Source organism: Desulfosporosinus sp. BICA1-9 (assembly GCF_000802135.1).
Window position 1 is genome coordinate 15633 of the sequence record NZ_JUEE01000154.1, and the last position, 24714, is coordinate 40346.

Below are 24714 nucleotides of genomic sequence, written 5' to 3' on the forward strand. Positions count from 1 at the left end.
AAATTAGGTTAGCAATTGTTGATCCAGATACTCTAGGAATTCCGTTGCCTGCTTTAAAACATCCTCAAAGACGATTGCAAATGGTCTTTCACCCAAATGAAAGTAGGTAGCCCCCCTCTGATAGTCTTTTCCCTTCCTATGACCGGCCCCGTTTCTCAAATCCTGTAAAGACCTGAGAAATTTAATATGCTCCTCTGACCCAATCAACCCCATCTCTTGAAACCAAAGAGATAATTTGTTAATACCTTTTGAATTCTTGGGGACTTCCCCTAGTATCTGTGCCTGAATCTCCTCTTCGTTAAGGGAATCAACTAGAACTTTTGTGAGGGCCATGGATTGCTGATCGAACTCAGATTGGTCATTTGAGACTGGAACCCTCAGCACTTTGAAGTTATGCTCATCATCTTCAGATAGTGGCTTGAATAGAAGCCACCCAAATTTCTTTGACCACTTCTCTTGAAAGATATTAAACTGGTGCTTAAAAAGTAGATCAGCCTTTTCTGGATTAGTAAACTCGGCCAGGAAGCTCCGCTTCCAGTTCACATCACTAATTGTACCTTCTGGTGGTACGTTGTAACTCTTCCAATACCCACGCTCTTCAGCAGGCAGGTCCCGACCAAGGTCACCCAAGAACACTATTATGTACTTTCCATGGTTGTTATCCATTTGCAGGCCCCATAATGTACCGCAACTGAGGTAACCATCTTCTACGGAGTACATCTCTGGTTTGGAGTAGTATTTCGTTAAAACATCCCTCCTAAAGTACACAGGTGTTAAATAATGTGGAGCGTGTGGATTCTTGCCGAAGTAGTTCGATAACTTATCTTCGTTGCAGGTGTACAGTTTGGGGTCCCCGTTACCGTCTATGCCGATAATAAAGTCCTCGTAGTCCGCCTCTGCCTCGAAAGGCCAAATCCCACTTTTCTCCTTAGGCATTCCCTGGATTAGTTTCTTCCCTTCCAACCGAGATAAAGTTGGTTTATCATCTTTATAAGAGACTCCCGGTTCATCGATGTAGCGAAAATAATGTAAGTTTCCTTCTTTTACAACCTTTCGAATCTCGCTCAGGCCCAGGTTAGTAAGAGTCTTGTCTGAGTATCGATCGATGGAGAAGTAGATTGCCAAATGCATCTCCTTAATGGCAAGGAATTGCTTTAGAGGCTTTAACTTAATCTGTACCCGATCTTCCTCGATAAGTATATAATCCTCTTCGGCCCCACTTTTATTGATCTTCACAAACTTATTAAAAGACTTATCATAATAAAGATTGTGAAAAAGCCGAAACTCTTCGGACACCTCTACATAGTTCTTTTTAATGCCATGGAATTCACGGCAGTGAATAAGCGGTTCTATCCCGTCGTCGTTTCCGAACCTATGATAAGTTATCTGGCTTTCAACTTCGTGGCCAAAGTACTCAGTGCAACCCGGCATACCATTACCCATGCGTAAATCCCACGACTCGTTGTTTAAAGCCTCTTCTACCATAGTGTTTTGAATGAGGGCACTGAAAAAATACGTTTCTCCCCAGTCCCCCTTATTAATGCAGTAAACCGTTACCCACTGTTCCTGCCCGACTTTCTTCTGTATGTAATCCATCCAATCCCGGAAAAGAATATCTCCCGGTATGTTGTTCTGTTTGTACATAATTGCTAACTCCTCCTATTCCCCCGAGTTTACCTGTAAAGATTCAGATATCCAAGTAAACTTAAGCCAGGATTTAAAACCTACTTTCATAATAAAATATGCATCAGCCTCCATCGTCAATTGGCATTTTTCGGAGCTCAATACATTCACTACTGGCTACCACCTTTAAATTCTACATAACTTATTTCTGTTAGGCTTAAAGCATTTACTTTGCCGCACTATCTTTAAACCTTACCCCGGCGAAATACTCCCCCCGCTAGAACGTGCGACCTGCCAGGAAGGGAATTTACTAGTTTTGATAAAGTACCCTGGTCCCCAGACTTAACTTACTCTTCCTTAGGCGGTTCAAGAAAAGGTAGTCTGGCATATTCAGCTTTGTTCTGTAGATTTATATCCGAGGTAACTAGAATCACAACAGAGTTTGGGTACCCCTTCATTATCTCCATGAAAGATGCCAGTAGCCTATCGTCTTTATTGTCTTCTTGTAACCAGGAAAAAGTTTTTTCAAATTCAGGTTCCACTGCCAATGCCCTTATCATGCTTACATTCTTTTTAAGGGTTACACCTTCTGTAAGTCTTCCACGTCTTCTGTATTCTTTGATAGATCTAATAATAGACTGAGCCTTGTTTCTAACCTCTTCGTTCCTACCAACCATTTTTAGTTGGTCTAATTCGGATAATACCGATGGGGTAAGTATTATCTCAAACTTAACTGCATCTTCAAAAGTCCACTTATCTAAATGTGGGTTAATAAGTATTGCATTCGTGTCAGGCACAAAGATATGACCGCCATCGTTGTTACTATATAAATTCTTCACTAACTCAAACTGTTTATCCAAATTCCCATGTACTTTTTCAAAAACTTCCGTTGTCGAGGAGTCCCACACTTGCCGATTCTGTTCTATACAGGAAAGCACTTCACCTTTGCATTCTTTAAAAGTCCGTTGGTATTCGGAAGGTAATTCAGATATCAGGGTTTCCATTAGCTCCGCAAGGCAACTATATTCTTTATATAAGCGTGCTTGAATCTGCTGGCCTTGGTGATCTATTTTAACCCACTCGTAACTACTAAATCCGATTACACCCTCAATTTGCCCACAGTACCTAATTTGTGAGTGATGCAAAAGGAAATCCTCAGCTAAGTTTTTGATTTTACCTAAATCCACTGCAATCTGTTCAACAACTGTATTCATTTGTACTCCCTCATTGCTTTCAGTTTTTCGTCCAATGTATTTCACCTGACGTCCTAGCCAGATGGCAAATGATAAGACTTATAGTCAGCTAACTCCTTACTAGAAAACATCATTGGTCTAAAATAGATATAATCACATAATTAATTGGTACTCTCCAGGATGAAACTCTTTCAAGAACACGTAATTCTTCTCGGACATTTTGTAGAGCTATTTCCTTCCTGAGATACGGGGACCATATCTGCCATAGGAGTACCAAAATCTTTCCATACGTCCCCATATTTCTGTCACACCCATGTGTCAACTTCATGTTTACTTCTTGTTCCACCTGTAGCTTTAAATGCTTCAATAATTGCCTCGGGTTGCGTCATTTTCATTCTCCTCTCTAGGGCTCGTATATCTTCAAGTTCATTCCATTATTCGCCATTCTTATATGCTAATTCTTGGTAAGTTTCTAAATTCCTCCATCTTGGTATGACAAATATTCTAAGAAAAAAGACGCTTATTCAAGCGTCTGATCTTGCACTAAATTAAGTTCTCGGCCTACATCCAATTGCCTTATTCCATTTGGGGATATTCATCATATGTCCGGCCTTCAAGTAATCTTCCATTCTTTTTTTTGTTTGTTCCACCCCATTGTTTAAAGAAAAATGGAACCCCAGTTTCTTTCGCATTATCCCTAAGGCTAATCACCCATTCTTCTTCCATAGGGCGACAATAGTGACCAGATTCTCCGCCAACTATAATCCAATCGATGCCATTGAGATCTAAACCACTCAAATCGGATAGTAAGGGTTCCGCAGATATAAATTTCACTTGAGCATTGGTACTCTTTAATTGCTCAGCCCTATACAAATAATCACTGCTTTCAATTGAAACGCCCATCCAAATATTATTAGTCCAGTTGATTCGATTTGATAAAGCCTGGAGGCGTTCAGGTCTTTTTGTTAACACTTGAAATGTATGCCAAGAGGCCTTATTCATAGTATCAAATATGCTAAGTATTATCTCATCCTTCAGGACTTCATGAAATAGATCAGACATTGAATTTACGAAGACCTTTCTTGGTGCTTTCCATTTTACAGGCGCTGTTATTAAGTCTTCATGAATCGTCACGTTGAATCCATTTGTATATCTGGGGTTATGCATTGCCTCAAGCCTTTTAGCAAAAGTGGCTGCATAACAGTTTTGGCATCCAGCCGAAACCTTAGTACAACCTGTTACCGGATTCCATGAACACTCGGTCCATTCGATTTTAGTTTTATTAGCCACTTTTTACACCAACATTTCTGTTTTGATTTTATAATTTCTGTCGTTGGTAATATTCTCTCTAATTTTTTTATTTGGTTCTACGATAATTTCGATTAAACCCTTTTTATCTAGGACTTTTAAGGCCCCTTTGACCTCTTCAAACGAATATGGGGTAACTTGATATACCAAACTCATATTGAATGCGTCAAGTTCTTGCAACAAAGAGGCGATTGTCCAAGTCTTATCTAGATAACTTCGGTTATTTCGGAAACGCCGTTTTATTAAATCAATAATTGCCTCATCGAGAAAATCCTCTCTATGGAAAAGTGAAATTTGTAATAGATCCTTACTGTCAAATCCTAATTGTATGTTATTCGTATTGCTGTGTTTTAACATGACCTTTTTCATTTCTATAATTGCCTTGTGGTTTTTTGTGATAAATACTATGTGGTGACTTATTTTTTCTTTATCATCAGCCTCAAAACTGAAAGGTAATACAAATAACTTGTAACCAGAGTAATCCGATTTACCCATCACATTACAAAGGTTCTTGGAAAACAATTCGACTATTTTTTGTGTCTTTTGCTTTTGATTCATTTGCCTATTATCTACCACTTTTTCAACTTCAGGTAACTGATCGCCGAATATTGGTTCAAAATAGCATAACCGTGATTCCTTAGGCATGTCCATCAAAAAACGGTTTGAGTTAAAAAACAGCACACAGTCCGAACCAATATTTTCCACCAGCGCCCAGGTCTGTTCAGCAGAAACATCCTTATACCCCCAAGGATCAATAAAAGAGAAAATGGGAACCTTTTTGTTCAAATGGACTTCTATATCAACTTTACCAGCTTTTTTATTAGTAATAACGGGATCATAATTAAGCTTAGATCGTACATCATGATCTGATACCAGACTTTTTAACTTCTCGATGTATTCACTATTTTCGTCGTTAAATACAATTCTTAACTTATTACGTATGTCATCAGATTTAAAGTTATTAACCATGTCTAATAGAGCTAAGGGAGTAGATGGTTCTCCATCATCAAACTTTCCTGGACCACAGAATAAATCAATATAAATGATTTCACGCGCATTTTGTCCAACAGAATTGTTGATTATTGAAAAGTACGCCTTGAAAAAATCCGTTACTATTAAAGTTTTTATCCTCGATTTGTCTTTCTGCTGTCCAAAGAAGTTATCTGTTGTTGACAATTCTAAGCCCCCTTATCATCTCTTCAGGTCCCTGTTAATCTTTCCCCCATGAAGCCGATTTTCCAGTTCCCGCCCTCGTAGTGATGTGGATTAATCCTACTTCTCTTATTTTCGACCTGTTAACAGCCTAAAGAATTCTAACTGAGTCATTTCACTCTCCTTGCTACTGCTCGTTGATCTATATGAACTTGCATGTCTTCATGGTATTCCATTATTCACCATTCTTATATGCTAATTCTCGGTAAGTTTCTATATTCCTCCAATTTGATAAGACAAATATTTACCAAGAAAAAAGACGCTTTATTCAAGCGTCTAATAAATTAAGCTCTCGTCCCACATCCACGATTTCTGGGTTATCCAGAAACTTTACAAATACATCGTTTCCGATGCTTTCAAGGCAGTCTCGAACCCTTCTTCAAGGGTTTTATTGAGTGATTTTCAGACGGCGTATGTTAGTATTGTATTGTACAATTACATTTCAGCTAGTTTCTTTCTAAAAGCCGGGTGTATATCGAACGTACTAGTACTTGGACTGACAAATTTCTCTTCTATACTTGTTAGATATTTAGTCCTTACGCCCAGTTTAAGAATGACCTTTCTAAGAAACCCTGCAAGAAATAAAAACTTAATAAGATCATCTTGTCCTAGGTGTTTGTTAGAAATTTTATTATAAATTTTCTGCTCATCACTTAAATTACTATAGTGTGTAACCAAATCCGCATATGACAATTGCCAATTCTGACATGCTCCTGAAAAGGATAATATACAATTTTCTAAGTTTTCATATGTCTTTGAATACTCACCGACTAGATCCCGTACTTTCCAGTTCGAATACTCCCTCTCCGCTATATGTACTGCATCCTGTAAAACTGGTAATTTCTCGCTCTGGCTTTTTTCTATAATATGTCTACAAAATTGTAAAAACTCCCTAGGCCTTGAAAACGTCCTTTCTGTTATATAGGTTGTAAGATATTTGCCCGGTACTTGTCCATAATTCAATCTCAAGGGATAAAAATAAGACCACTTGTTGTCAAATGCAAGTAATGAATCATTTAACTCTTCTTTAAAATATGTCGCTATCCTAGTAGCTAATAATTTTCTTAGGCTGAAGTTATTATCGTCTTTCCACTTTATTCTTAAAATTTCGTTTTCTGAATCAAATAAATCACTTCCTTTTGCTATTTCATCGTAGATGTCATCTCTTAAGAAAGTAATAATCTTTAAATTATTAAAATCTCGTTTAAGCTGTCTCATTGAAAGGATTAAACCTCTTAACCAGCTATTCATTTGATTGCTATTAATCCATGGTTCGTCAAGGTTATCAATAAGAACATAGAAATTGTTATTTTTAATTATTTCTAATAAGGCGGACTTTATTTCTTCAGCTTCTGGTGAGGTTATTTCCTTGAACCCTGTAAAATCTAGATCTATCTCGGGTTCGACAGTCCAAAACCGTTTTAGGCACATGAAAAAATTTCAAATCCTTCAACCATGCGGGTTAAAAGACTTATCCACAAGTGGATAAGTCAAAAGTGTGTAGGCACACGAATCTGTGGATAACTTCAAATAAATACTGACATTCTATTGATTAATGTAGGTGCGCAATGATATAATAGTACTATGTATATTCGTGTAAGTTCCCGCAAAAACAAAGATAATAAGGTCGTTAAATATGTTCAGTTGGCTCATAACGTTCGAAATCCGAAGACGGGTACACCGCAGGCAGAGGTGATTCATAGTTTCGGACGGATGGATGAACTGGATATGGATGCACTTAAGCGTCTGGCTCGGAGTATCCAGCGTTTTCTGGGCGAAGAGCCAACACTTTTCGATGGCAAAACGCCGGAGTTGAAGTTTTTATCCAGTCGGCCTATGGGTGGAGTTTGGTTCCTAGATGGACTTTGGAAGCGCATTGGGATCGATAAACTGCTGGAAAAGCGTCTCAAGAACCGTGAGTTTCGGACGGAGATGGAACGGGTTATCTTGGCGATGGTCACTAATAGAGCCTTGGCCCCCTCCAGTAAACTTGGGCTGGAAGAATGGATCTCTAAGAAAGTCATGATTCCAGGACTGAATGATCTCGATGTCCAGCACTGCTACAGAGCGATGGATTTCCTTTTAGAATCGGAAGAAGAGATTCAGCACGAAGTTTTCAATGCCGTCGCCGATCTTTTCAACTTAGAGGTTGATCTTCTATTCTTTGATACAACGTCCACGTATTTTGAGATGGATGAATGGGATGATGAAGACTTTAAGTTACAAGGGCATTCAAAAGACAGTCGGCCCGATCTCCCTCAAATAGTGATTGGTTTAGCAGTGACGCGAGACGGTATTCCTATACGATGTTGGTCTTGGCCTGGAAACACCTCCGATATGACGGTCATTCCAGAGGTTAAGCGAGACTTAACCGGTTGGAAGCTTGGTCGCGTAATTACTGTAGCAGATAGAGGTTTTTCATCCGAGGGAAACCTGCGCGTTCTCCAAGAGGCGGGCGGACACTATATTGTAGGGGAACGAATGACAGCTGGTAAACCCATCGTTGAAAAGGCACTAGCTCATCCTGGGCGATTCCGATCTGTGCGCGAGAATCTTGAAGTCAAGGAAGTCATTGTAGGCGACGGAGAAGCCCGCGTTCGTTATGTGCTTGTCCGCAATCCTGCAGAGGCTCGACGTGATGCTGCAAGACGTGAAAAGCATCTGGAGAAACTCAAAGCGGAACTTGCTAAGCTTAAAGAACTGAATGGAAGCGCCCATTCCAAAGCCCATTGCCGTCTTAACAGTCACATCACGTACAAGAAGTATCTCAAGATGGACTCTAAGGGTAATTTTAAGATCAATAACCAAGTCGTTAAAGAGATGGAACACTTGGATGGAAAATATCTAATCCGTTCGTCGGATGACACCCTTTCCGTAGAAGACATCGCTTTAGGCTACAAGCAACTGCTTGAAGTCGAACGAGCGTTTCGCACATTGAAAACAACGCTTGAACTACGGCCTGTCTATCATAGAAAAGAAGAAAGAATCCGGGCCCATGTTCTACTGTGTTGGTTATCCCTTCTCCTCGTTAGAATCGCAGAGGTTAACACCCTGCAAACATGGCCCCAATTACGTTCAGAACTGGAAAATATGCATCTAATCGAATACGAATCGACGGACGGAAAGGTCTACCAAAGGACGGAGATAAACGAAGCTCAAAAGAGAATTCTTTTTTTGCTTAAAATCCCGGAACCCGCTAAAATACTGGATATTTCCCTTTTTCAGAGGTCAAAAATGTAGACACACGGCAATTTATCCACAAGTGCCTCTAGCCCTTGTGTCACAAGGTTTTGAGGCACTTCTCGTGGCTACAGACTGTCGAACCCGAGTTTGAGCAACTTTCTCTTTATTTTTCGCGGAGCTACGAAAACAAAACTAAGTGGTTATGATGACGTCAAAAAGTGACTGAAATCATAACCACCTAACACATACTCAGATATCTCTTAAACCCTTAAAAACACAGTGTTTATCCGATGACTAAGCGCCACTAAAACTTCACAGGTAAGCTTCCTAACGCCCTTTTAGCCCTACTCCCACTCAGGAAATCTTAACTTTTACTAAACAATTTTGTTTAAGTTTTGTGCTTTTCCATTGTACCTGTTTTCCACATTATTCGACACTTGCCGATTTTTTGTTATCAAAATGTTATCAGAACCACTCTGCTATTTCAAGTTTTTCATACCTCTATTCGTACAGCATCAGCTTTTTCTTTGAATTTCTGAGTTTACGTATTTCCTCACGCTCAACTGTCTGAACGCTTTTATCCGGCACAGGCAAGTCTTCTGGTAGTGTGGCCCCCATTTCAATAATAGCTTTGCGTATTTTCTCAGCGACTTCATAGTGCGTGTAATTTGCATCGATGGCAGTTGTTATCTCATCTCGTTTCAGTTTCTCCTCAGTCTGAGAAATTCTGAACAGATTAGCAATCAATTCTGTACTTCCCATATAATCAAGGATTTTTTCATTTTTCTTCAAGCCTTTTTTTGTATGGATGTCTGAGACAGTCATGCCACCATACAAGCCCAAATATCCGGCGTTTTGAAAAATCGCAAATTCCTCATCAGTAATCACACCGGCATTATGCGCTGCTTCTGCAAGAAGCTGATTCCACTGTTTTATATTTCCACGGACAACTAATCGTTTATTATTTTCGCCAAGCTGATTAAACTTATCTTGGACTTCCTGGCGGCGTGTCTGTATAGCGAAATAAGTTTGGCCCAAAGCAATTATTTCTTTTCTCGGGTCGCCGTTTTGAACAATCAAATAACATGCATAGCGTATAAGTTCATAATCTTTGACTTTCCTTTGAGTTAACTGCCAATGTCGACCATTTTTTTGACCTCAACAAAATGGTCTAAAACGCTGAAACCACTGTTCTTACGGCAAGTATGGCCCGATCAATAACCTTCTAAAAATTGCGCCATTCCGTATAATCTAAGATATTTGCAAGCTCGCGAGCATACCAAAGTCGTTTCCGCTTTCCCGAATATGCTTAATGCTTTCAAATGATTTATATTCCTCAGTATTTAAGTTCGACATATTCGATCTTCCATATAAGGTATTTTGGAAATTAAGGATTTAATCTCTACGCGATGTGAAACAGTATCCGATTCTATCAGACCACTTTTTATTATCTCTAAATTCACTCACGTCTATCCTCTCTCGCTCACTTGGAGCGTTTTCTAAACAATTTTGTTAGATTATGTGGTTCCTGATATTCTGATTGTCCTAGTTATCCATATCTTTTGGGTTCTCTGATTTATTGTTAACAAAGTGTTGCCGGGGGAATAGCGTGTGTGTTGTCTTGTTATATCAATAAAAGCAAAGCTATTATTGACCATAAACTCATCCAAGTTGAGAACTTTTTACCGTTCTTTCCAGTCAGGCATCAACATAGTCAGAAATCCATAAAACTGCTACGAGTGAGTAGGTTGATAAATTAAAAATCATGCATGAATACATATTCAATACGATTCCTGGGAGCTTCCAACTGGCATTTATTCAGTATACTAAATTCAAGGTAGCTCTGACAATCCAAGTTCTTTCAAAAATTTATTATGGATAGTCTTTGCTTTATTTACTGTATCCTCAATTTTAGCCAGATTTTTGTGAACTTCGGTAATGTCAACAATTTCTGCCGCTGCTGCTGTGCTCACATATCTTGATATATTCAGATTGTATCCGCTCTTTTTAATTTCTTCCATGGAGACACGGCGTGAGTATTTTTTGTCATCTTCTTTGCGATATTGGTATGTCTCAACTATTTTATCGATATGTTCCGTCGAAAGAACATTTTGACGTTTCCCTCTGTCGAAATACTCGCTTGCATTAATGAACAGCACATCATCAAATTTCTTACACTTTTTGAGCACAAGAATACAAACTGGAATGCCAGTAGAGAAAAAGAGGTTGGCTGGCAGACCAATGATAGTATCGATGTTTCCATCTTTGAGCAATTTAGTGCGAATTTTCTCCTCGGCACCCCCACGGAATAAAACACCATGTGGCAATATGATCGCCATAGAGCCCTCATCGCTTAAAAAGTGGAAACCATGCAGCAAAAAGGCAAAGTCGGCTGCTGATTTTGGCGCGAGCCCATAGCTTTTAAAGCGAAAGTCTTCTGCCAGAGTGTCGTTAGGCTCCCAACGGTAGCTGAAAGGCGGATTGGCTACTACTGCATCACATTCCAACTTTTTTGCCGGGTTCATTTGGTTTAGAATATCCCAGTCGTTTAGCAGTGAATCTCCGTGGAATATTTGAAATTCTGAATCTTTAAGCCCATGAAGAAGCATATTCATACGAGCAAGGTTGTAAGTTGTTATGTTCTTTTCCTGTCCGTATATCTGACCGATACTGTTAGCGCCAAGCTGCTTTCTAACGTTGATAAGGAGCGAGCCGGAGCCACACGCAAAGTCAAGCACGTTTTTAAGCTGCTTCTTTTTGCCTGTGCTTGGGTCTTGGCTGTCAAGTGTGACTATACGAGAAAGAATGGTTGAAATCTGCTGGGGAGTATAGAACTCTCCCGCTTTTTTGCCTGAGCCCGCTGCAAACTGCCCTATTAAGTATTCATAGGCATCGCCTAAGATATCACTTTCGTTAGGGAATTCGGAAAGCCCCTCGGCAATTTCAGTTATAATTGAGCACAGCATTGTATTGCGCAATTCATAATTTTTCCCAAGTTTATCAGAGTCAAGATTAACCTCGGAAAATAAACCACGAAATGTACTATTAAAGGATTCATTTTCTATATACTTAAAACCTGCTTGCAAGGTTTTCAAAAGATGCTTGCTTTGTGTGCGGGCCAACTCATATATATTGCTCCAGAGGTAGTGTGGCTTAATTACAAAATGAACTTTACGGCGCATTTGTTTTTCAAACGTAGCCACTTGATCTAAATTATCGTTATACCAAACCACAAGCGGGGTTAACTTTGTACTATCTAACAATTCATGATGCTCGCCAATCAGCATCTTCTTTGCGTTTTCTTCTAATTGCTGTTTGCTGAAATAATTCGTTATCTGTTCTTTCAACGAGCTAATTGTCTCATATCTCTTGTCAGCAATAGAGATTCTTTTAATTTCCTCTTCACAGTGCAAATAATCACTGCCAAGTTCTTTTTTTGCTGCTTCCTCATAATTATCCGAAAGATAGCGCAAGAATAGGAAAGACAGCATATAATCACGGAAGTCATCGGCATTCATGGCTCCACGTAATTTGTCAGCAATGCCCCAAAGCGTTGCGCCTAATTGTTTTTGTTGTGTATCGTTCATTCTTGCTCCTCCTGAACTTGACCGTCTTCAAATAGTTTTTTATTAAAATTATAATCATCTAAAAAATTATTTAGTATGTTTTTAAAGTGTTCTTTGTTTTCTTCAACCATTTCTTTAGGGTCGAATAAAGAATAGTTACCATGGCTCAAAAGATTTACTAGTCTTGTATAGACAGGTTCATCCTCGTCCACTCCCTTTCTTATACAAGACGAGAAGTGTGCAAAACCATGAAAAGATGCTGTCTTTTCTAATATATTTCTAAGAATATTAAAGTGATATGTATATAGTTCATCTGAATCAGACGCTTTTTTCAACTCCTTTAATAATGCAACATGATGAAAGAAAGGTGTTTTTGTGGTGTCTTTAAGTATATAGGTACCACTCTTGGCGTTTTTCTGTAAAAATAATTGTTCTGCTTTATTAATTTCATTACATAAAACATTAAAAAACAATGTATGATGTGATGAAACAATTACTTTAATATCATTACCACTCATTAATTGTGCCAAATGACTTGCAACGGCAATAACATTATTATCATCCAAAGAAGAAATTGGGTCATCGACATAGATATACTTTACCCAATTATACGATTCCGCTTTATCTACAACCAACTGAACAATAGCAAGAAAGAAGCACCAAATAAAGATGTTCTCTTCGCCACGAGATATCTTTATGTTATCAATCCTCTGAGTAGTTCCAGAAATTAATACATCTCTGAAAAAAATGATTCCTGATTCCTCATACTTAATATCAAAATCAAAATCGGCGTATCTATGCAAGAAAGGTCGAATTCTGCTTTCCATTTCTAAGTCTTCAAGCCCCGAAAAGAACCTGGAGTTACTATTTAACTTTAATACGCGTTCAGTATCATTATCTAAATCATTATCCCAATTAAAAAGATCTTCAGTAAATGCATTATAGTATAATGTATCAGCTGTTTTTTCTCCGGTATCATCAATTAATTGTTGACCCAATGATTTAAACTCTACGGAAAGCCTCGTCTTACCTGTACCGTTATATGCAAATAGTACAATGTACTTTTTTTCATCTAACAGAATCCTGAAATATTTGGCAATATCTTTAATTGCATCAAATTGATTATATCCTATCCTTTTAAGTACAAAGTCCAATTTTGCAAGCAAGGCATCAGATAAATTTTCTCTTAAAGTATATTCTTCCGAATTTCTGGGGCACTTATAATTATCGCTAAACAATTTTTTGTGGTGGCTGAATTTGTCATTGTTCAATTTCTTAAGAATCATCGTCTTAAAGGTTACTTTTTCTATTTTAGAAGGAATATTATAACTCATTCTCCCACCTCCTTAATAGAGGGAAATAGCCCTTGCATTAAGCCTTTTTTATGAATGCTTAAAATTTCAACTTTTTGTGCTTGCGCTTTTATGATGTCATCTAAACCGAATAGGCACTCGGCAATTTTTTTCTGTTCTTCAATGCTTGGTAACATAATTGGCATTTCTGTAATCATTGACATTCTTACCGAATCAACTGAATTTTTCGCACTTAATTGCATTACTCTTTTGCTAAAATGCTCCAAAATATATTGAAAAACAAACCTACCTGAAACTGTTTTATCAAAATCATATATACAATAAACTCTTTGGTGAAAGTCAAATTTACCAAAGATATAATGGTAATTTTTTCCCACACCTACGCCGTCACCAGAAGTCAATATTGCTTCGCAGTCAAACGAATATGAGTTGATCCTCTCAACCGTTTGAGATCTCACAAAAAAAGGGTATTTACCGTCATGAATTTTGTTTCGTGTATCTTTATTACCAGTAGTAACCTTTGCAAAATCCTTTAAAACAGAGGTGTCCCACCCCCCGCTATCCCTAAACTCTGGAAATCTCCATTCGGGAACAGTTTCGCCCTCGGCGGGGAACAGCTTCTGCATTAAGCCTTTTTTGTAAGCCTTGAGAGCCTCAAGCTTTTCATTTTCTGCGGTAATAAGGTCATCAAGGGAGGACAGGCAATCGGCAATTTTTTGTTGTTCGTCATTGTCTGGTTTAGGTAATAGTATTGATGAAAATTGACTATAGCTCACCATCTTACCATCTCTTATGCCTTCTAAGTCTTTGTTTAGGTCTTGAATATACTTATTTGTTTTAAAATAATACTTATAGTATTCTTCCACTATTGGAGCTTTTTTGCGTAAAATAATATAAGCCGGACTGCAAATGCCATGATATAAAGAATATTCTATACCGCCTTGAAAAGACCTTAAGCTAATGATAAAGTCCCCTATTTCAACAACCTTGTAACTTTCAAGACTCTTATCCGTTACCGACACATTGTAATTAATCTGATCTCTTGGAATTGCCCCATATTCCTGTGTTATAGCGAGAACAGGAAGATCAGAGTTATGATTTTTATTACTGATTGATTCAAATATTACATTTCCTTTTTCAAGGTTAATTGCGCCGTTGTTTTTAAATTCTGGAAATCTTAGTTTCGGTACCAAAGCCATTTTATCCTTCTTATTCATACGCATTCAACCCCACAATCGTACGTCCACTTGCAAGCTTTTTCAGTAACGGAATTAAATCATCCATCAGCTCAAGTTCTTTCTTAGTCCGGTCTCTCCAGCCAAGCTCCAGCGGCTCAAATAAGTCACTGAGCTTTTCACCGTCAAAAATCATGCGCTCCATAATTTTATCTACAAAGGCTTGTAGTGATACAGGCTCTATGCCGTGTTTGTTTGCAATTGATTCCATTTCTTTGGCTGCTTTTTCCGCCTTGAATTTTTGGTATCCGGCTTTTATTTCCTTTTCGTCCAACCCTTTTCCGGCTTCCAGCGTACTGATATAAGCAATAATATCTTCACGCTCTTCCAGCATATTTGAATTTGAACAAAGCAAACTAATGAGCTGCTCACGGCTCATTTTTTCTTTTTTAGGTATATCCGGTTGCGTGTACCGCGAAATCAGCGACATGATATAGTCATAATCGATTATGGCAGAGGAAAACAGAACAAACTCAAAATCGAGCTGTTCAATCACCGGGTCTTTATCCTTAATATCCTTGCCCTGCCGCGCTTTTAACATTTGAGCTGTTTCAATGTAGACACCACGGAACGCACGCAGAGTATCTTCCGGCAATAATTCCTCGATTTTTACCGCTTGTTCTTCTTTTATATCTGTATATTGGTCAAGCTGTGTTTTAAGGCGCTGCACTTCCTTAAATTTATTGATAAATTCACCTCGTGCGGTATCACCCTTAAGGTTGCTTACTTGCTCTGGCTTGCATTCTAGCCCCTGTGATTTCATAAAATTTTCAAGCGCGGCAACCGCCTTATCCAGCTTCTCAACCACAACAGGAGCTGGATCAACAAGCCAAATTTCTTTTGCTCTGCTACTGTTTCCTTTTCCGGAGAACAGTGCAATCGCTTCATCTACATCCTTTTCTTGCCCTCTAAAGTCAAGAATGTTTCCATAAGGCTTTGTGTCGTTTAGAACACGGTTCGTTCTTGAAAAAGCCTGGATTAAGCCATGTTGCTTTACGTTTTTATCAACATACAAGGTATTTAGATACTTGGAATCAAATCCTGTCAATAGCATATCCACAACAATGGTTACATCAATTTTGTTTTTATGAGGAAAATCGGAATTCGGGTACTTTTGGTCTTTGATGCGTTTTTGCACATCTTGATAGTATAAATCGAATTCGCTTATGCTGTGATTTGTGCCGTACTGCAAGTTATAGTCATCAATGATGCTTTTAAGTGCAGCCTTTTTCTTATCGGGCTCTTGTTCATTATCGGCCTTTTCTTGCTGTAGGTCTTCTTGAAGTTGCTTAACATCTTTGTTTCCTTCAGACGGCGGAGAGAAAACACATGCAATATTTAGCGGTTTGAAGCTTTCCCCCTCATTGTTTTTGCGTTCCTCTTGTAACGACTTGAAGAGCTCAGAGTATGCTATTGCATCGTTGATAGAAGCAGTGGCAAAAATTGCATTGTATCGCCTACCATTGGTAGCGGCATCGTGTTTTGATAGTATTGCTTCGGCTATCGCTTTTTTACTTTCAGTGTCAGAAGCTTTTGCTGCTTTTTTGACATCCTCCGGCTTAAAATAATCGATGTGAAAACGAAGCACATTCCCATCATCAATAGCATTCGTTATGGTATAGGGATGCAGCTCTTTTTCAAAAACATCTTTTGTTGTGATATAAGAACCAATCGTGCCATCGTTTTTTTTATAGGTTGCATTTTCTTCAAATATTGGTGTTCCTGTAAAGCCAAAAAGCTGTGCTTTTGGGAAAAAGTTTTTAATTGCTTCATGGTTGTCGCCAAACTGTGAGCGATGGCATTCGTCAAAAATTATGGCGATACGTTTGTTGCTGAGCTTTGCCAAGCGGTCTTTGTAGGTAGGTTCGCCCCTTTTCTTCTTCTCTTGGTTGCGCTTGCTATCTTCATCAAGAGCGAGCCCAAGCTTTTGAATTGTGGTAACAATAACTTTGTCACGATAATCATCCGAAGTAAGCCGTTTAACTAAACTTTCTGTGTTGGTATTCTCTTCAACGCAGCCTTCTTGGAACTTGTTGAATTCTTCCCTGGTTTGTTTGTCGAGGTCTTTTCGGTCAACGACAAAAAGGCATTTTTCAATGTTTGGATTGTCTTTTAAAAGCGTTGATGTCTTAAAAGATGTAAGAGTTTTTCCGCTTCCGGTGGTATGCCAAATATAGCCGTTTCCACGGTTTTGCTCAATACAATTCATGATGGCCTTAACCGCATATATCTGATATGGACGCATAATTATCAATTTCTGCTCACTTACCACAAGTACCATGTAGCGGCTTATTAGTTGCCCGAGAGTGCATTTTGGCAAAAACTTATCAGAAAAATCATGAAGATGGGTAATTTTGTTGTTATCCTCGTCTGCCATCTGATAAATTGGCAAAAAACGCTCGTCTGCATTAAAACAAAAGTGCTCCTTGTGATTATTTGCAAAATAATATGTTTTACTCTCATTGCTCACAATAAAAAGCTGCATAAAGCAAAGCAACGAGTTTGTATAACCATTGCCCGGGTCATTTTTATATTCTACGATTTGCTCCATTGCTTTTTTAGGTGTGATTTGCAGTGACTTCAGCTCAACCTGAACAACAGGAACACCATTGATGAGGATAATAATATCATAACGATGATTGCTGTTATCTGTGTTTATGCGTAGTTGGTTTATCACTTCAAATTCATTTTTACACCAGTCTTTGATATTAACGAGTGAATACTGCAGTGGCGTATCATCATCGCGTTTAAATGTATTTATTTCTCGTAATGTTTTCGCCGCTGTAAACACATCAGATGAAATAATTCCATCTCTTAGGCGTGCAAATTCAGAGTCGCTTAAATTCACTTTGTTTAGTCTTTGAAAATGCGCTCTAAAATTAGCTTCCAGCGAAGTTTTATCTATAATATCTTCACGGTATGTGTATTTTAAATCTTTAAGCTTATCAATAAAAGAAGCTTCTATTTGCTTTTCAGCTTTCATTATTAATCTCCTCTCAATTTAGTTTTCGTACCAAAAACCGCTGTGTTTTTCATGAGCACACCTCACCAAAAAAAGATACCATTTATCGTTTTGTTTCTTTCGCCATTATTGTTCGCCCATCTATCGGCTTTTCGGCATTTTGGGGAATAGCCCAAACACGACCGAGGCGATAAGCTCCGGGGATACGACCTTTATCACAGAGCACTTCAACTCTGCGCTGGGTAAGACCCCATTCTATTGCTTTATCTTTCGGTGTAACATAATCCATAGCAAAAACTCCTGTTAAAGTATGTCAGCATTATTATACATCTCTCAAGCGAATAATAAAAGGTCTATTGTCCCAAATAATGGATAATATCAAACGTGCAAAAAAACGTGTATCCATTGAAACTACACAGTCTTTTGCATTTGAGCTTAAGAGGGGACTTGAACCCATGACCTGCTGATTACATGCGAGAGACCTCATACCTTAATCGCTATCCTACGACAGGAGATCTTTTTCATGTCCGATTCCGAAGGGGCAACGCATTTCTGCAAACCCTCCATTTTTTAACTGATTATTTCATTCCTGATTACTTCTTCAACTGCATTTTGAATATTGTTCATTCTCCCGACCCATTCCATCTGATTTTTGGCTTTTAACTGCTCGGTTACTCCTTGTTGCAGGGAATATTCTCCGGCCAGCCTGTCATACATCTCCAGGGCTTTAATGTCAACCTCGTGTAGGTAAGCATTTAGCCGTCCAGAAAAAAGGAATTCAGTATAAATCATTGGCTGACTCTCTTTTAGATATTGCAGCAAATGTTCTCTACCGAATATCCCGATTTCGCATTCCTGTTTTTGTGAAACCAAACTAGAAATATGGTAATCGCCGTTTTGGGTATTGCTAATGCTTGTTTTCTTATCTGTGAAATGATTTTTTATAAATAAAATTTCCCCTTATCGTTCATAATCTTGTTTTCCAGAAATTTTCCATGTTGCCGTTCCTTCGCTTCCCCTTCCAAAAACTTCACTTTTCTTTTCACGCTTTTCCTTATCCGCTATTTCCTTTACCTTTACTTCACTAATTATCTCATCTGTCCTGTCACCTCCCAAAAACCGGCGTAGCCGGTTGTAGTCTTTCTCAATTCCTTTAAGGCGTTCACCTTTAACTTCGCTTATTTCAAGTCGTTCATATAGGCTTCGGATTTGACTATTTGCCCTATCAAGTTCCGTAATTAGCGCTTTTGTCTTTTCAAAGAACTGTGATAAGATACTGCGAATTACTTCTTTAAGCTTTTGCACCAATGATTCTGCTACTTTCTCTCTATAACTTTTTGCTGTCATCAACGGCTTTGTCTCCGACAACAAATACTCCGATCATTATCGTAATGGCGGCATTTTGGGCGATAAACCTTTCTTTGCTTTCCACAGTCTCCAGCTGATCTTGGACATCTACCAGCCGAGAAAGGAAACCGTCAAGTTCATTTTTAACACTCATTTCCTTGTCAACAAGGTTGTTGATCTCTTCTTGCTTGCCGGAAATTGTTTCCTCAAGCACAGCGACTTCTTTGGCGTGCTGGACTTTTTTGTAGTCGATGACACTCAGGTGCTCTTCGTGGGTGCCAAGCTGTTCCCACTCAATGCCGTGGCGCTCCATCACCTGCGAAAGCTGCACTTTCTCTGATTGACCCATTGGTTCCACTCTGTGTCACCCCTGGTACCACCCGTGAAGCCTTGATTAGCCAGCGCTTGGTTTAGGGAAACACGGGTGTCCAGCCCGCGCTTGCTGCCGGTGGTAAATGGTATAAAATCCACATGCAGATGCGGCGTCGCCTCATCCATATGCAGATGAGCAGAAAATACTTTTAAATAGGGATTGCGCCCTTGAAAGCTACTCATGAACTCGCCGATCCTTTGCCGCGATCTGACCATCCGCAGATTTTGAAGCCATATTTTCCATGTTGCCCACCTGAAAAATGATCTCATAAAATAATATTTTTACAGTTTGGCAGTTCAGATTTTTTCATAATAATCGTTAATGCAGCGGTCGGCTCTGGTCTGCTTCGCATTGTATCGCTGAAGTGCATCATCAAAAAGCTCATGGTACACACCTTTGATGGGGATATTGCAATAAGATATATTGAACTGTGACCTATCGCTGTCTATATTTGATGCTATATAATGTCGGCTGTTATGATTGACCGAGCCTTTGCCGAGCATGACGCTGATTGTTCGTTTCATATACTCTCTTTTTCTTTTTCGGTTGGTATCCGGGGAAGTCGGAGTTTTGTTACTTTTTTCAAAAGTAATGCAAAAGCATTTTTGACACTGCGTATCAAAAATGCATTGCGCCATATCGGAAATATCGCGGCTTTTGCCGCCTATTGCCTTGCGGCGCGTGACGGTGTGACGATATTTCTGATAGTAGACCCATACTGCCAATATTAGTCACACCGTCACATATCGTCACGCCTCAGTCCGCTCAAATGTAAGGTTGACCGTCCTTCCAGCGTGACTTCGATTACTTTCGTAACAAATATTGTAATCGTTCCAGTATATATCAGATTTCCTTTATGATTATGCTCCGAAAATGCTTACAAACAGCGAACGCACACTGAAATCTTATAAGGACGCTTTAACTCTTTATGTTCTGTTCCTTGAGTCAGAATGCACTACGCCTTCTGGTTTTACAAAGACGTGTTTTGAACGACTGTATATTGAAAAATGGATCTGCTGGCTTAAAGAAAACCGCAGATGCTGTCCGGACACATGCAATGTGCGGCTTGCATCATTCCGTGTCTTTCTTGAGTATGTCTCAAATGGGGAGCTCCCCATTTGAGACATGCAAAAGCTTCCCACTGGATTGAAGACGGGCTTAATGTCTTGCAGGTCAGTTTTCTTCTTGGACATGCTCATCTGGAGACGACCATGGTTTATTTAGACATAACGACGGAGGACAAAGCTAAAGCACTGGCAACTCTTGAAAATGAGACAGATAAAAAAATCACCAAGAAACGGAAGAGGCTGGATGGATCACTTAGGGGATTTTGCGGCTTGATAAACATAATTCCAGCGATAAATAAAATCCAAACTTTTTATCGTTGAACATAGCTTCTTTCCTTTGTTATTGCTTAAAAGTTTGGATTTTATTTTAGTTTTGATTTCGGAATATATGTGGTGTGACTGCTAGGTCGCGGAATCCGTCCTTTTTAATGCTGTCCGGTTTGGAAAGAATAATTCGCATCTCATCGCCAGTTAGATAGGATAACCAGGGATTTTTCACATTTCTTATTTGGGATAGCCAATATTTTCTGGGTTTCATAAAGGTTTTCAGGGAACTCTTTCTGGCTAAACCGACAGAAGGAGCTTCATCTGGAGGAATCACTATGGCCGTAGGAGATAGAATTAAGAGAATCCGCAATTTGCGCGGCCTAACTCAAAAAGAGTTAGGACTTGCCATCGGCTTCGACGATAAGACTGCGACGTGCGTATTGCGCAATATGAATCCGGCACACGAACACCCAAAGAGGAAATGCTGAAAAAAATTGCTGAAGTGCTGGATGTCAATTACCGTTCCATCTATGAACCTTCCCTTTATGCTGCGGAAGATGTGATATATACACTATTTGAGTTGGACGAACACTATCCTATATACCTCCATGATATTGAAGACAGCACTGCACCTCTATCTCCTGAAAAGCACATTGCTGTTGATTTTAACTCTCACCTCCTTGATGATTTTTTTATAGAATGGCAGCAACGCAAAAAAGACCTTGCCGATGGGGTAATCAGCAAGGCCGAATATATGGAATGGAAACTAAACTGGCCGCAAACATGCAACGATGGCAACCTGAGAGAGCCAGCGAAAAAGTGGCGCAAATCCTAAGCCACTGGATACCTAAAGCACATGAAAAGCTAAACTGTTATCAATCTGTTATCACTGAGCATAAAAACGCCCCGAGAACCTTGATTTACTGAGGTTCTCGGGGCTGTGTTTATTACTCCCACTCAATCGTCCCAGGGGGCTTTGAGGTAATATCATAAACAACCCTGTTAACGCCCTGCACCTCGTTCACAATCCTCGAGGAGATGTTATGCAGGACTTCATACGGAAGCCTTGCCCAATCTGCCGTCATGGCATCTTCACTGGTGACTGCCCTCAGAATAATGGGGTACTCGTATGTGCGACCATCTCCCATTACGCCGACGCTTTTGATGGAAGGAAGTACCGCAAAGCTTTGCCATAAGTCTCGATAGAGGCCTGAGCTCCGGATTTCCTCCAAAATAATGGCATCCGCTTCCCGCAAAATATCTAGTTTTTCACGGGTTACTTCTCCGAGTATTCGAATTGCCAGACCCGGTCCTGGGAACGGTTGACGCCAGACAATCTCTTCACTCATTCCAAGTTCGATGCCTAGTTCACGCACTTCATCTTTAAAAAGCATCCGCAACGGCTCGATCAGCTCAAACTTCATGTCCTCCGGTAAACCACCGACGTTGTGATGACTCTTGATCGTTTCCGCTGTTTCCGTCCCGCTCTCGACAATATCAGGATAGAGAGTTCCCTGGACTAAAAAATCAACCTTACCGAGCTTTAAGGCCTCTACTTCAAAAACTCGGATAAACTCATTCCCTATCGCTTTACGTTTCGTTTCGGGATCGGATACCCCGGCGAGTTTTTCCATGAACCGTTCATGGACATCGACAAAGACCAGATTAAGTTGGAATTGCTCCATGAAAATCTTTTTAACCTGTTCTGCCTCATTCTTACGCATGAATCCATGATCCACAAAGACACAGGTCAATTGATCTCCTACTGCCTTGTGCACTAACGCCGCTGCTACTGAGGAATCTACCCCACCGCTTAATGCGCATAGGATATGCCCATTACCGACCTTAGCTCGGATTTCAGCGACTTGTAACTCGATAAATGACTCCATGGTCCAGTCCCCACTGCATTTACAAACTTCGAACAGAAACTTTTCTAACATCGCTTGACCATCTGGAGTATGTTTTACTTCCGGGTGGAATTGAACGCCATAAAAATGTCGCTCTACGTTCATCATTGCCGCAACCGGAGTATGCCCTGTATGAGCAGCGACTACAAAGCCCTCTGGCAATGAAATAACAGAATCACCATGACTCATCCAACACGGACGGTCTCCACCTAAGCCTTCCCATAAATCCGTCGGTGCATCAACCGTGAGTACTGCTTTGCCATATTCACTAGCTACTGGATGTTCTACTTTACCCCCTAGTTGTACAGCCATAAGCTGCATCCCATAGCATATCCCCAAAATAGGAATCTCTAAGTTATAAATTTCGGGATCAACTTCGGGCGCATTCTGTTGATTGACACTTGCCGGTCCACCGGATAGGATAATCCCTTTTGGTTGACGAGCCCGGATTTCCTCAATTGAAGTTTTATGGGAAATCATCTCAGAATACACATGAGCTTCACGTACACGGCGGGCAATAAGTTGATTATATTGTCCTCCAAAATCCAAAACTAAGACAACTTCCTGAGCCACTATCATTCACACCATTCTTATTATTTATATAATTTCGTAGGCCTCTTGCTTTAAAACTCCGACATAGGGCAAATTACGATACTCTTCGTTAAAGTCTAAGCCATATCCCACGACAAATTCATCGGGGATCGAAAATCCATTGTAATCAGGAACAACATTGACTTTACGACGTTCGGATTTGTCAAGGAGAGTAACGACTTTTACACTAAGCGGATTCCGAGCTCTTAAGTTTTCGGTCAAATACTTTAAGGTTAGGCCCGTATCCACGATATCTTCGGTGACTAGAATATGAACGTCTTCAACACTACGCTCTAAATCCTTGAGGATCCGCACAACACCCGATGACTGAGTAGACGCTCCATAACTCGATAACGCCATAAAATCATAGGCTAAAGGCAATTTGATCTCACGAATGAGATCTACCATAAAGGGAACAGCGCCTTTCAGAATTCCGAGGACTAAAATATTCTTACCTTCATAATCCCTAGTAATTTCAGCTCCAAGTTCGGCCACGCGCTTGGCCAATTCCTCTCGAGAAAACAAAACTTTTGCAATATATTCTTCCATCCAAGGACACCTCCATTATACTATGCCAAAACTATACCAGAGGCTAGTCCATTGTGCAAACGCTTTTCTCTATCATTGTGTTTTCAGCACTAATTTTGTATATTCTTATACTATTATTGCGTTTAGAGACATTTTTAATAGACAAAATGAATTAAAGAGGCAAGAATATCCCCCACAAATAGGGTCTATTCCTGCCTCTCAGTGTCTACAACTCTTTAGATATCCGGAACATGAATATCGATCTTCTTACCAATATCTTTAAACTCAAGTGTCATCGTCATGGGGTCGGACTTAGCTTTATTCTTAGCTTCGATAGTTGCTTTTACAAGCATTTTATCAGATTTGCGTATATAAAGCGTGTATTGGAACTCGGTCCAAAATACCTCCATCATTTGATTCTGTACACTAGGTCTTAATTGAAATACCCAAGTCTTACTTCCGTTAACCTTGTCTTGACCTTTAAGCATCACCTCACCGAGTTCTTTCAATTGAAGCGAAGATAGGGGGTTGAGCTCCGCCAGAAAGACTTCCTGAGCTGCTGGAGCATTAGCAAACCGTATCCACTTCTTGCTGAAAGGATCTTTGCTGTAGGTAGAATCTCCAATTTTGATCATTTCCACTTCGCTACCGACCAGCTGTCCTAAGATTCGAGTATTCCCACCATCCTTTTCTCCTAGAATCTGAGTGAGTACGCGATCTTTTCCCTCCACCCATTGATGTTGGGTTAGACTGTAGCGAAAAGAGGTCGCTGTGTTCAATCGTTCTAAGCCGTGTGTGACTAAATAAGTGGGGTCTGGCTGCCAATAATAGCGTCCTAGAAATCCCCCCATCAACACGATGCCGATACCGATGAGTAACCATAATCCTCTTTTCTTCATATCATGCCTCCCTGGCGGAGTTCTTACCCTACAATATGTGTTTTAGGCTTGCTCTATTCCACTTAGGTAAGAGCGTAAATATATTTTCAAAACACGTTAACTCATTCGATTTTTTCACCACGATTATGCTTTTCTAAGCA

22 protein-coding genes and 1 pseudogene are annotated in these 24714 nt (G+C 39.7%); 4 read left to right on the forward strand and 19 right to left on the reverse strand.

Annotated features, from left to right (window positions below):
* Positions 1-3: 3 nt before the first annotated feature.
* The 5 genes from JL57_RS19290 to JL57_RS19315 form a co-directional block, all read right to left on the reverse strand.
* Positions 4-1644: a hypothetical protein gene (locus tag JL57_RS19290; protein ID WP_034143602.1), complete on the reverse strand. Its 1641-nt coding sequence runs from the start codon at positions 1642-1644 to the stop codon at positions 4-6.
* Between the two features lie 326 nt (positions 1645-1970).
* The gene (locus tag JL57_RS19295) at positions 1971-2837 is read right to left on the reverse strand and encodes a PIN domain-containing protein (protein WP_291300288.1); all 867 of its coding nucleotides are present in this window, start codon (positions 2835-2837) and stop codon (positions 1971-1973) included.
* Positions 2838-3392: 555 nt separating this feature from the next.
* Positions 3393-4106, reverse strand: coding sequence for a DUF5131 family protein (locus tag JL57_RS19305; RefSeq protein WP_034143604.1), 714 nt, complete (start codon positions 4104-4106; stop codon positions 3393-3395).
* Positions 4107-4109: 3 nt separating this feature from the next.
* Entirely contained in the window at positions 4110-5300 is a 1191-nt protein-coding gene (gene tcmP / locus JL57_RS19310; RefSeq protein WP_034143605.1) for a three-Cys-motif partner protein TcmP, read from the reverse strand.
* 471 nt (positions 5301-5771) lie between these two features.
* Entirely contained in the window at positions 5772-6767 is a 996-nt protein-coding gene (locus tag JL57_RS19315) for a P-loop ATPase, Sll1717 family (protein WP_034143606.1), read from the reverse strand.
* Positions 6768-6920: 153 nt separating this feature from the next.
* Between JL57_RS19315 and JL57_RS19320 the strand changes: the two genes are divergently transcribed.
* A complete protein-coding gene (locus JL57_RS19320; RefSeq protein ID WP_034143607.1) occupies positions 6921-8576 on the forward strand; it encodes an IS1634 family transposase in 1656 nt (551 codons plus the stop codon).
* Positions 8577-9020: 444 nt separating this feature from the next.
* Here JL57_RS19320 and dinD read toward each other — a convergent pair.
* The 11 genes and pseudogenes from dinD to JL57_RS36525 form a co-directional block, all read right to left on the reverse strand.
* Positions 9021-9875: pseudogene (gene dinD, locus JL57_RS19325) on the reverse strand (DNA damage-inducible protein D).
* A gap of 476 nt (positions 9876-10351) precedes the next feature.
* A complete protein-coding gene (locus JL57_RS19330) occupies positions 10352-12106 on the reverse strand; it encodes a type I restriction-modification system subunit M (protein WP_034143608.1) in 1755 nt (584 codons plus the stop codon).
* Positions 12103-13419 carry an AAA family ATPase gene (locus tag JL57_RS19335; RefSeq protein ID WP_034143609.1) on the reverse strand — a complete coding sequence of 439 codons (1317 nt, stop codon included), beginning with the start codon at positions 13417-13419 and terminating at the stop codon, positions 12103-12105. Before JL57_RS19335 ends, JL57_RS19330 begins: the two co-directional genes overlap by 4 nt.
* On the reverse strand, positions 13416-14615 hold the full coding sequence (locus JL57_RS19340) for a restriction endonuclease subunit S (RefSeq protein ID WP_034143610.1): 1200 nt from the start codon (positions 14613-14615) through the stop codon (positions 13416-13418). Before JL57_RS19340 ends, JL57_RS19335 begins: the two co-directional genes overlap by 4 nt.
* The gene (locus JL57_RS19345) at positions 14608-17616 is read right to left on the reverse strand and encodes a type I restriction endonuclease subunit R (RefSeq protein WP_034143611.1); all 3009 of its coding nucleotides are present in this window, start codon (positions 17614-17616) and stop codon (positions 14608-14610) included. Before JL57_RS19345 ends, JL57_RS19340 begins: the two co-directional genes overlap by 8 nt.
* An 82-nt stretch (positions 17617-17698) precedes the next feature.
* The gene (locus tag JL57_RS19350) at positions 17699-17884 is read right to left on the reverse strand and encodes a hypothetical protein (protein ID WP_034143612.1); all 186 of its coding nucleotides are present in this window, start codon (positions 17882-17884) and stop codon (positions 17699-17701) included.
* 281 nt (positions 17885-18165) lie between these two features.
* Positions 18166-18549, reverse strand: a complete 384-nt coding sequence (locus JL57_RS19355; RefSeq protein WP_366557059.1) for a TnpV protein — start codon at positions 18547-18549, stop codon at positions 18166-18168.
* A 6-nt stretch (positions 18550-18555) separates the two neighbouring features.
* Positions 18556-18945, reverse strand: coding sequence for a hypothetical protein (locus JL57_RS34880; RefSeq protein WP_291300289.1), 390 nt, complete (start codon positions 18943-18945; stop codon positions 18556-18558).
* The gene (locus tag JL57_RS36515) at positions 18923-19300 is read right to left on the reverse strand and encodes a hypothetical protein (protein WP_366557054.1); all 378 of its coding nucleotides are present in this window, start codon (positions 19298-19300) and stop codon (positions 18923-18925) included. Before JL57_RS36515 ends, JL57_RS34880 begins: the two co-directional genes overlap by 23 nt.
* Complete coding sequence (locus tag JL57_RS36520; RefSeq protein WP_366557055.1) at positions 19255-19584, reverse strand: plasmid recombination protein; 330 nt, start codon at positions 19582-19584, stop codon at positions 19255-19257. The genes JL57_RS36515 and JL57_RS36520 overlap by 46 nt, the downstream gene beginning before the upstream one ends.
* Positions 19585-19611: 27 nt before the next feature.
* Positions 19612-20040 carry a hypothetical protein gene (locus JL57_RS36525; protein WP_366557056.1) on the reverse strand — a complete coding sequence of 143 codons (429 nt, stop codon included), beginning with the start codon at positions 20038-20040 and terminating at the stop codon, positions 19612-19614.
* Positions 20041-20433: 393 nt separating this feature from the next.
* Between JL57_RS36525 and JL57_RS19365 the strand changes: the two genes are divergently transcribed.
* The 3 genes from JL57_RS19365 to JL57_RS19370 all read left to right on the forward strand — a co-directional run bounded on the left by JL57_RS19365 (position 20434) and on the right by JL57_RS19370 (position 21484).
* Complete coding sequence (locus JL57_RS19365; RefSeq protein ID WP_034143614.1) at positions 20434-20703, forward strand: tyrosine-type recombinase/integrase; 270 nt, start codon at positions 20434-20436, stop codon at positions 20701-20703.
* Between the two features lie 281 nt (positions 20704-20984).
* Complete coding sequence (locus JL57_RS34890) at positions 20985-21137, forward strand: helix-turn-helix domain-containing protein (RefSeq protein ID WP_291300309.1); 153 nt, start codon at positions 20985-20987, stop codon at positions 21135-21137.
* Positions 21083-21484 (forward strand): helix-turn-helix transcriptional regulator, encoded by a 402-nt coding sequence (locus tag JL57_RS19370; protein WP_291300290.1) that lies wholly within the window; start codon positions 21083-21085, stop codon positions 21482-21484. The genes JL57_RS34890 and JL57_RS19370 overlap by 55 nt, the downstream gene beginning before the upstream one ends.
* A gap of 112 nt (positions 21485-21596) precedes the next feature.
* Here the strand turns inward: JL57_RS19370 and guaA are convergent, their stop codons facing one another.
* The 3 genes from guaA to JL57_RS19385 form a co-directional block, all read right to left on the reverse strand.
* On the reverse strand, positions 21597-23129 hold the full coding sequence (guaA, locus tag JL57_RS19375; RefSeq protein ID WP_034143671.1) for a glutamine-hydrolyzing GMP synthase: 1533 nt from the start codon (positions 23127-23129) through the stop codon (positions 21597-21599).
* A gap of 24 nt (positions 23130-23153) precedes the next feature.
* On the reverse strand, positions 23154-23696 hold the full coding sequence (hpt, locus tag JL57_RS19380; RefSeq protein WP_034143615.1) for a hypoxanthine phosphoribosyltransferase: 543 nt from the start codon (positions 23694-23696) through the stop codon (positions 23154-23156).
* A gap of 215 nt (positions 23697-23911) precedes the next feature.
* Positions 23912-24574, reverse strand: coding sequence for a hypothetical protein (locus tag JL57_RS19385; protein WP_034143616.1), 663 nt, complete (start codon positions 24572-24574; stop codon positions 23912-23914).
* Positions 24575-24714 lie beyond the last annotated feature (140 nt).